This window comes from Acinetobacter sp. YH12233, assembly GCF_013417725.1.
Taxonomy (GTDB): Bacteria; Pseudomonadota; Gammaproteobacteria; order Pseudomonadales; family Moraxellaceae; genus Acinetobacter.
The window spans coordinates 23,887-32,359 of sequence record NZ_VPDK01000035.1 but is presented as its reverse complement, the minus strand read 5'-3'; the positions used below and the strand labels follow the sequence as shown (position 1 = coordinate 32,359).

General features: G+C 45.0%; 6 protein-coding genes. 3 read left to right on the top strand and 3 right to left on the bottom strand.

The features are described 5' to 3' along the window. Positions 1–155: 155 nt before the first annotated feature. The 3 genes from FTV12_RS13145 to FTV12_RS13135 form a co-directional block, all read right to left on the bottom strand. A complete protein-coding gene (locus tag FTV12_RS13145) occupies positions 156–2,288 on the bottom strand; it encodes a 3-hydroxyacyl-CoA dehydrogenase NAD-binding domain-containing protein (protein ID WP_180034189.1) in 2,133 nt (710 codons plus the stop codon). Positions 2,289–2,298: 10 nt separating this feature from the next. Continuing rightward, positions 2,299–3,504 (bottom strand): acetyl-CoA C-acetyltransferase, encoded by a 1,206-nt coding sequence (locus FTV12_RS13140; protein ID WP_180034188.1) that lies wholly within the window; start codon positions 3,502–3,504, stop codon positions 2,299–2,301. A gap of 224 nt (positions 3,505–3,728) precedes the next feature. Then, entirely contained in the window at positions 3,729–4,739 is a 1,011-nt protein-coding gene (locus tag FTV12_RS13135) for an AraC family transcriptional regulator (RefSeq protein WP_180034187.1), read from the bottom strand. 213 nt (positions 4,740–4,952) lie between these two features. On the opposite strand from FTV12_RS13135, the gene FTV12_RS13130 reads away from it, so the two are divergent. The 3 genes from FTV12_RS13130 to FTV12_RS13120 all read left to right on the top strand — a co-directional run bounded on the left by FTV12_RS13130 (position 4,953) and on the right by FTV12_RS13120 (position 8,425). Next, positions 4,953–6,077: a CaiB/BaiF CoA-transferase family protein gene (locus FTV12_RS13130; protein ID WP_180034186.1), complete on the top strand. Its 1,125-nt coding sequence runs from the start codon at positions 4,953–4,955 to the stop codon at positions 6,075–6,077. Between the two features lie 226 nt (positions 6,078–6,303). After that, positions 6,304–7,947: a nitrite/sulfite reductase gene (locus FTV12_RS13125; RefSeq protein WP_104425792.1), complete on the top strand. Its 1,644-nt coding sequence runs from the start codon at positions 6,304–6,306 to the stop codon at positions 7,945–7,947. Continuing rightward, positions 7,940–8,425: a DUF934 domain-containing protein gene (locus FTV12_RS13120; protein ID WP_004785193.1), complete on the top strand. Its 486-nt coding sequence runs from the start codon at positions 7,940–7,942 to the stop codon at positions 8,423–8,425. Before FTV12_RS13125 ends, FTV12_RS13120 begins: the two co-directional genes overlap by 8 nt. The last annotated feature ends 48 nt before the right edge of the window (positions 8,426–8,473 follow it).

Sequence of the window (8,473 nt, the reverse complement as noted above, 5' to 3'; positions counted from 1 at the left end):
TAATTCAAGTGAATTTGTTTGAAAGAAGAACTTTAAAAGCTTTATTTTCACCCGATAAAATACCCATAAAACAAGAGGAAGCTCATTTGAGCTTCCTCTTGTGAAAAATTGTGGGACAGCAATGGAGTCAAGCTCCTCATTTTTAGACCCAGTTTTTAAAAGCGCTGACCTTCAGCAACTTTCTGTTTGAGTAACTGTGGCGCTTTGAAACGTTCGCCATATTTACGTTCTAATATCTCAGCACGATTTAAGGCCTTGGTTAAACCATACTGGTTCAAGAACTGCACTGCACCTCCCGTCCAAGCGGCAAAACCAATTCCAAAGATTGAACCAATATTGGCATCGACCACTGACTCCAGCACACCTTCTTCCAGACAGCGTACGGTATCCAGCGCTTGAACAAACAGGAAGCGGTCTATCATTTCCTGTTCAGAAATATCCACTTCTTTATACCAATGCTCCAAGCCAGACCACAGCTGCTTTTTGCCACCTTCAGGATAATCATAAAAACCTGCACCAGCAGCTTTGCCTTTACGGTTAAACTCATGAATCATGGTTTGAATCACGGCATCTGCATCGGTGCTTGGGCGTTCTTTGCCTTGTGCTGCCAGAGCCTTACGGGTTTCTGCAGCTACATGCTCAGAAAGTGTCAGAGAGACTTCATCTTGAATAGCAAGTGGTCCGACCGGCATACCTGCTTTCAGCGCAGCCATTTCAATACGGGCTGGATGCCCCCCTTCGGCGAGCAAACGTAAACCTTCCTGTACAAAGGTTCCAAAGACACGGCTGGTAAAGAAGCCACGGCTGTCATTCACTACAATCGGTAGCTTGCCAATCTGCTGCACAAAGTCAAATGCCTTGGCCAGTGTTTCTGCTGAAGTATTTTTCCCCTTAATGATCTCGACCAGTTGCATCTTGTCGACTGGGCTAAAGAAATGCAGACCGATAAAATTCACCTGATTTTGAGAGGCTTGAGCCAAGTCACTGATGGGTAGAGTCGAGGTATTGGATGCCATTACACCGTTGGATGCTAAATATTGCTCTGCTTCCTGAGTAACTTTGGCTTTGAGTCCCTGATTTTCAAATACTGCTTCAATGATCAGGTCACAGCCTTGAAAATCTGCTGCTTCTGTCGTGGTGTGAATCAGACTTAAAATCTGGTCACGTTTTTCAGCTGTTAAGCGGCCTTGGGCTACTTTTTTATCAAGTAATTTCTGGCTATAGGCTTTGCCTTTTTCAGCAGCTTCGACCGAAATATCTTTTAGTACCACCTGAATGCCTTTGCTGGCAGTGACATAGGCAATACCTGCACCCATCATACCTGCACCCAAAATACCTACTTTAGTGGCTTTCCATGGCGCAAAGTCTTTAGGACGACTGGCACCTGATTTAATGGCATTCATGCCATGCCAGAATGTACCGATCATGTTTTTGGAAATCTGGCCGGTAGCGAGATAGGTGAAATAACGCGACTCAATTCTCAGTGCGGTATCAACATCAACCTGAGCGCCTTCAACCGCAGCGGATAAAATGGCTTCAGGAGCTGGATAGCAGCCCTTGGTTTTATCACGCAGCATCGCAGGAGCAATGGCCAGCATCTGTGCAACGGCAGGCGAAGAAGGAGAGCCTCCCGGAATTTTGTAACCTTTTACATCGAAAGGCTGTTGGGATTGCGGATGTTGTTTAATCCAGGCTATAGATTTATCTAGTAACTCATCCAGTGAGTCGGCTGTGTCATGTACCAGTCCCAAAGACTTGGCTTTTTCTACACCGAACTGTTTGCCTTCCATCAGCAAAGGTAAGGCATTTTGCAGGCCTAGCAGACGAACCATACGGACAATACCACCACCGCCTGGTAGCAAGCCTAAAGTGACTTCAGGTAAACCAAACTTGGTTTTGGCATCATTGAGGGCAATACGATGATGGGCACATAAAGCGATTTCCCAACCACCACCGAGTGCGGTGCCATTTAAAGCTGCCACCACAGGAATGCCACGCGTTTCGATATAGCGTAATTTGGCTTTCATGTCTTCAATCATATTGAAGAATTCAGTGGCATGTTCAGGCGTCGCCTGAATCAGCTCATCCAGATCACCGCCAGCAAAGAATGTCTTTTTAGCTGATCGGAAAATAATTCCGGCGATCTGTTCATCTGCCTGTAACTGGGCAGCGACTTCTTCCAGAGCCGTGCGAAAGTCGGCATTCATAGTATTGGCGGACTGGTTTGGAGAATCAAAGGTCAGAATGACAATATGATCTTCAGTTTTTTGATATTGAATTGCGCTCATGCTGATCTCCTTATACCAACTCAATAATGGTTGCGATGCCCATACCACCACCCACACACAGGGTGGCCAGTCCACGTTTCTTACCTTGACGTTCCAGTTCATCCAGTAAAGTGCCTAGAATCATGGCACCGGTCGCACCGAGTGGATGTCCCATGGCAATGGCACCACCATTGACATTGACTTTGGCAGGATCAACCTTCATTTCATTGATAAAGTGCATCACCACAGCAGCGAAAGCTTCATTGACTTCAAACAGATCAATATCATCAATGATGAGTCCGGCTTTGGCTAAAGCCTTACGTGCAGCCGGGGCAGGGCCGGTCAGCATAATGGTTGGATCGGCACCGACTAGCGCCGTTGCCAGTACTTTGGCGCGTGGCTTGAGATTTTGCTGTTGCACTGCCTGTTCGGAGGCAAGTAATACGATTGCTGCACCATCCACAATGCCTGAAGAATTACCCGCATGGTGTACATGGTTTACAGAGCCTACTTCCGGATATTTCTGTAGAGCGATGGCATCAAAGCCTATCTGGCCCATCGTTGCAAAACTTGGCTTTAATGCACTTAAGCCTTCTGCAGTTGTTGTCGGTTTAATAAATTCATCTTTGTTTAGAATCACGACGCCAGCTTTATCTTTCACTGGAATAATGGATTTATCAAAATAACCATTCGCTTGGGCTGCTGCCGCTTTCTTTTGTGATTGCTCGGCGAATTGATCTACATCTGCACGACTATAACCATCAATGGTCGCGATCAGGTCAGCCCCGATGCCTTGTGGAATAAAATCGCAAGCCATATTGGTTTCAGGATCTAAAGCCCACGGGCCGCCATCAGAACCCATCGGAACACGAGACATGGATTCAACGCCACCCGCAACGACCAGATCTTCCCAGCCTGAACGAACTTTTTGTGCTGCCAGATTTACAGCTTCCAGGCCCGAAGCACAGAAACGGTTGATCTGAACGCCAGTCACATCATTGTCCCAGCCTGCGGCAATTGCAGCAGTTTTGGCAATGTCTGCACCCTGATCACCGATTGGAGTCACACAGCCCAGCACAATATCATCCACCTGAGATGTATCCAGGTTATGGCGTTCTTTCAGTTCATTTAAGAGCGTAGTCAGTAAACTAATTGGTTTAACTTCATGTAATGATCCGTCTTTTTTTCCCTTTCCGCGTGGCGTGCGAATGGCATCAATAATATAGGCCTCGCTCATACAATATCCTTTTCTTGCTTTACTGAAATTGTTCTAATGCTTCGAGTGTAATGATTAAATCTTGAAGTGCAATGACGAGAACGAACCAGATCATTTGAGCAATTTGGTCAGTCTTAATGGATTAAAAAGCGGGCATAAAAAAGCCCAAGTCTGGAGCTTGGGCTAGGGGCTTGTAGCGCTTAATAAACGATACTTTTCAAGTATACAATTTTATAGCAAGGTTTTTAATGGTAACCGTGTAACTGACGGTATAGGCCTGGTGTTACCCCTGTCCATTTTTTGAAAGCACGGTGGAAAGTACTGGTTTCACTAAAGCCAACCTGTTGTGCAACATCTTCCAGAGTCAGATCTGGGTTAAGTAATAAGTGAATTGCAGCATCACGGCGCAGTGCATCTTTCACGCCCTGATAGCTCTTGCCTTCAGCAGCCAGACGGCGACGCAGGGTTTGCGGAGACAGGTAGAGTATCGATGCGACATCGTTCAAGGTCGGCATTTCTTCACCAATCTGGCTCTTTAATACATCACGGATCCGAGAAGTCAGCGAGTTGGTATTTTTAAATTTGACTAGAAGTTGAGCCGGAGCTGCTTTGAGGAATTCTTCCAGCGTTTCTTCATTCTGGCGAATTGGCAAATCCAGATAATCCGCTGCAAAGGTAATTTCAGTACGCGGCATATCGAACTGCATCACAGGTGCAAAGAACAGCGCATCGTATTCATCTGCATGCGCAGGGCGCGGGTAGCTGAAATGTACACGTTCCAGCGGCAGACGACGTTCAATTAACCACGATGCCAGACCATGCCAGATCATCAGCATACTTTCGGTAATAAAGTGTTCCGGATCCATCGAATTTGGAATCAGGGGAACCAGACGCGCTTCGTGCTTGTCACGCTCTAGGGTTACAGACCAGTCGTCACCAAAGAGTTTGTAGAATTGAGAAGAAAGCTCGAGTGCATCGCCCAGCGTTTTGGCATGGATGATCAACTGGCACATAATCGCGAAAGTGCCCAGACGACGCGGCTGTTTGTCAAAACCGACATGTTCGTCCTGTGTCACCATCCAGAGCATCTTGATAAAACGGGTATATTGTTCAGGCGAAATACGGGCCTTCGGCTGATGCAGAAGCTCGGCTTCAATCCCAACGTGAGACAATAAAGTATCGACATCCATGCCCAGGCGCTTAACGCCGTATAAGGCTGCATTGACGAAATGGATACTGATCGTATCACGACTCATGTTTAATCCTTCAGTCTCTTTAATGTTCACTAATATTTGACCTAAATGACAAAAAATAAAAAATCAATGGCAATTTACAAGAATGCAATTACCATTTTCTTACATGTTAAATTGCCGAAACTATCAAGGTAAATGGCTGAACATGACATTGTTTCTGGGCATTTATGTTCTTATGATGAGGCAAAAAGCGATATAAATAGAGTAATAACTCCAATGTCATATGCATTAAAAGGTTTGAAAATATTAGATTTTTCTACATTATTACCCGGTCCATTTGCCACGTTATATCTTGCAGACATGGGTGCAGAAGTTGTGCATATTGAATCACCCACACGTCCTGATCTGGTGCGTTTAATGCCACCTTTTGCACATGGACAGGCCACAACACATAATTATCTGAATCGAAACAAACATTCTGTCGCACTGGATTTAAAGAATCCCGAACATATTAAGCAGATCAAATCCCGAATTGCAGATTATGACATTGTTGTAGAACAATTTCGCCCAGGTGTGATGCAACGGCTTGGCCTGGATTATCCAACACTCAGTGCGCTCAATCCACGCTTAATCTATTGCTCGATTACTGGTTATGGTCAGACCGGCCCTTATAAAGATCGGGCTGGGCATGACATTAACTATTTGGCTTTATCTGGGATTGCTGGGCATAGTGGCCGGCTTGAAAGCGGACCACCGGCAATGGGAATCCAGATTGCTGATGTCGCGGGCGGCTCTATGCATGCGCTGGTTGCCATTCTGGCAGCGGTGATTGAGCGGCAGAGTAGTGGTCAGGGACAATATATTGATATTTCCATGACCGATTGCGCGGCGACATTAAATAATATGGCAGCTTCTGCCAGTCTGGCGGGTAATCAGCATCAGCAGATAGAATCAGGTTACTTAAATGGCGGTACCTTTTATGACTATTATCAGACTCAGGATGATCGCTATCTATCAATAGGCAGTCTGGAGCCTCAATTCATGCAAGGTCTGGCACAATTGCTGGATTTACCGATTATTCTGGAAAAAGGTGCTTCTTTGGCACCTGAAGATCATGCTTTAGTGAAACAGGCGATTCGCGATAAAATCAGTTCCCAACCTCTATCTCACTGGCAAGCCTTATTTTCTCAGGCAGATTTCTGTGTCGAACCTGTACTAAAGCTTGCTGAAGCCCTGCATTCTGAGCTGGCGCAGCAACGTGAATGGGTGGTGCAGGTGCCAGTTAAAGCGGATCAGCGGGAGCAAACCGAAGCTCAACTGGCTTGCCCGATCAAGTTTTCAAGATCAACTATGCGATATCAATTTATTGGTCAGGCTTTAGGCGAAACCGAAGAGTGGTAATTGAGCGACCTTCTCATTTTGGTTTATGAAAAAAACTGCTAAAGATTTAAAAAATAAATCATTCACATTAAAAATCAGAGGAAGCTGATCTAAAGCTTTATATCATTGAAAGTTTGCTAGGCTTATCAATAAAATCGCTATGAAATATGTATAAAAAGCATTTTATTGATAGATTCAATGTCGTTATCCTTGCCGACAATATAATAGAAACTACTAGCTGTACGCCATGTATTTATATACTGATTTCGATCAGCAACTGATTAATGAACGTGTTGCACAGTTCCGTGACCAGACGGAACGTTATTTAGCGGGCAAATTGACGGAAGATGAATACCGTCCGCTCCGCCTTCAAAATGGTCTTTATGTACAACGTTATGCGCCAATGTTGCGTATTGCGGTACCTTATGGCCTGATGAATTCTAAACAACTTCGTAAAGTGGCTGATCTGGCGAAAGAGTATGATCGTGGCTATGCGCACGTTTCAACCCGTCAGAATATCCAGTTTAACTGGCCTGCACTAGAGAACGTGCCTGATATGCTGGCTGAACTGGCAACCGTGCAAATGCACGCGATCCAGACTTCAGGGAACTGTATCCGTAATACTACCACTGACCAGTATGCAGGTGTCGTGGCAGGTGAAATTGCAGATCCACGTCCAACTTGTGAATTGATCCGTCAATGGTCAACTTTCCACCCGGAATTTGCTTTCTTGCCACGTAAGTTCAAGATTGCGGTATCTGCGCTGGAAGAGATTGACCGTGCAGCAACTTCATTCCACGATATCGGTGTCTATATCGTGAAAAATGAAGCAGGCGAGATCGGCTATAAAATTAAAGTGGGTGGCGGCTTGGGCCGTACGCCAGTAATTGGCAGTTTTATTCGTGACTTCCTGCCACGTGAAGACCTGATTGCTTATCTTGAAGCGGTACTACGTGTGTATAACCTGCACGGCCGCCGCGACAACAAATACAAAGCACGTATCAAGATTCTGGTAAAAGCATTAACGCCAGAAGTTTTTGCTGAAAAAGTTGAAGCCGAATTTGTACATACTGTTAAGACATTAAAGATTGATGCTGAAACACTGGCGAAAATGGATGAAAACTTTACTCCATTTGATTACCAAGATTATGCGGATGAAGACTTCACTGAACTGTTTGCACAGTATCCGAAGTTCAAGCAATGGTTCAATATCAATACCAATGCACATAAAGTAAAAGGTTACCGCATCGTAACGATTTCACTGAAACGTGCGGGTATTGCACCGGGTGATATGACCACTGAAGAGATGAACCTGATTGCAGATCTTGCAGACAAGTACACCTTCGGTGAACTGCGTACAACTCATGAGCAAAATATTGCGCTGGTAGATGTACCACAAAAAGACTTATTTGAATTGTGGCAGACGCTGGATCAGCATAACCTGGCACGTGCGCATATCGGCTTCTTGACTGACATTATCTGCTGCCCAGGTGGTGACTTCTGTTCATTAGCAAATGCGAAATCCATTCCAATTTCTGAAGCGATTTCACGCCGTTTTGATGATCTGGATACTATTTACAACTTGGGTAAACTGGACCTGAACATTTCAGGTTGTATGAATGCCTGTGGTCATCATCACGTGGGTAACATCGGTATCCTGGGTGTAGATAAAAAAGGCGCTGAATTCTATCAGATCACTTTAGGTGGTAATGCGGATCATGATGCCTCTATTGGTGACATTCTTGGGCCATCATTTGCTGCAGAAGTGGTGCCGGATATCGTAGAAGAAATTCTGAATACTTATCTTGACTTGCGTCAGGACGGTGAAGAGTTTATCGATACTTATCGTCGTGTCGGCATTCAACCATTCAAGGAGCGCGCATATGCTTAATACCGCACTACAAGTGCTCTCTAAAGATGGCACAATTGCAGATAACACTTACCAGCTAATTGGTGAAGATGGTGTATTGCCACAGGGTGATGTAGTTCTGACTGTAGAGCAGTTAGACCAGATTGCCAATATTACTGGTAAAAAAGCATTGTACTTAACGGTTGATGCTTCACCTGAAACTAATGAATTTCCGCTTGAGCAACTTGATGCGATTTTTATTGAGTTTGCAGGTTTTAATGATGGCCGTGGTTATTCATTTGCTGCATTGCTTCGCCGTCAAGGTTTCCAGGGTGAGCTGCGTGCGACTGGTGATGTGTTCAAAGATGTCCTGAACTACATGAAGCGTTCTGGTTTCGATACTTTTGTCATTAAAGAAGGTAAAGATATTCAGGAAGCAGCTGCAGGTTTGGGTGATTTTACCAATCCGTACCAAGCTTCAACTGCCGTACCAACACCGAATTATCAAACTGGGGCTTAATTCGCCTTCAACTAAAAAGCCTCCATCTGGAGGCTTTTTTGTATTTAA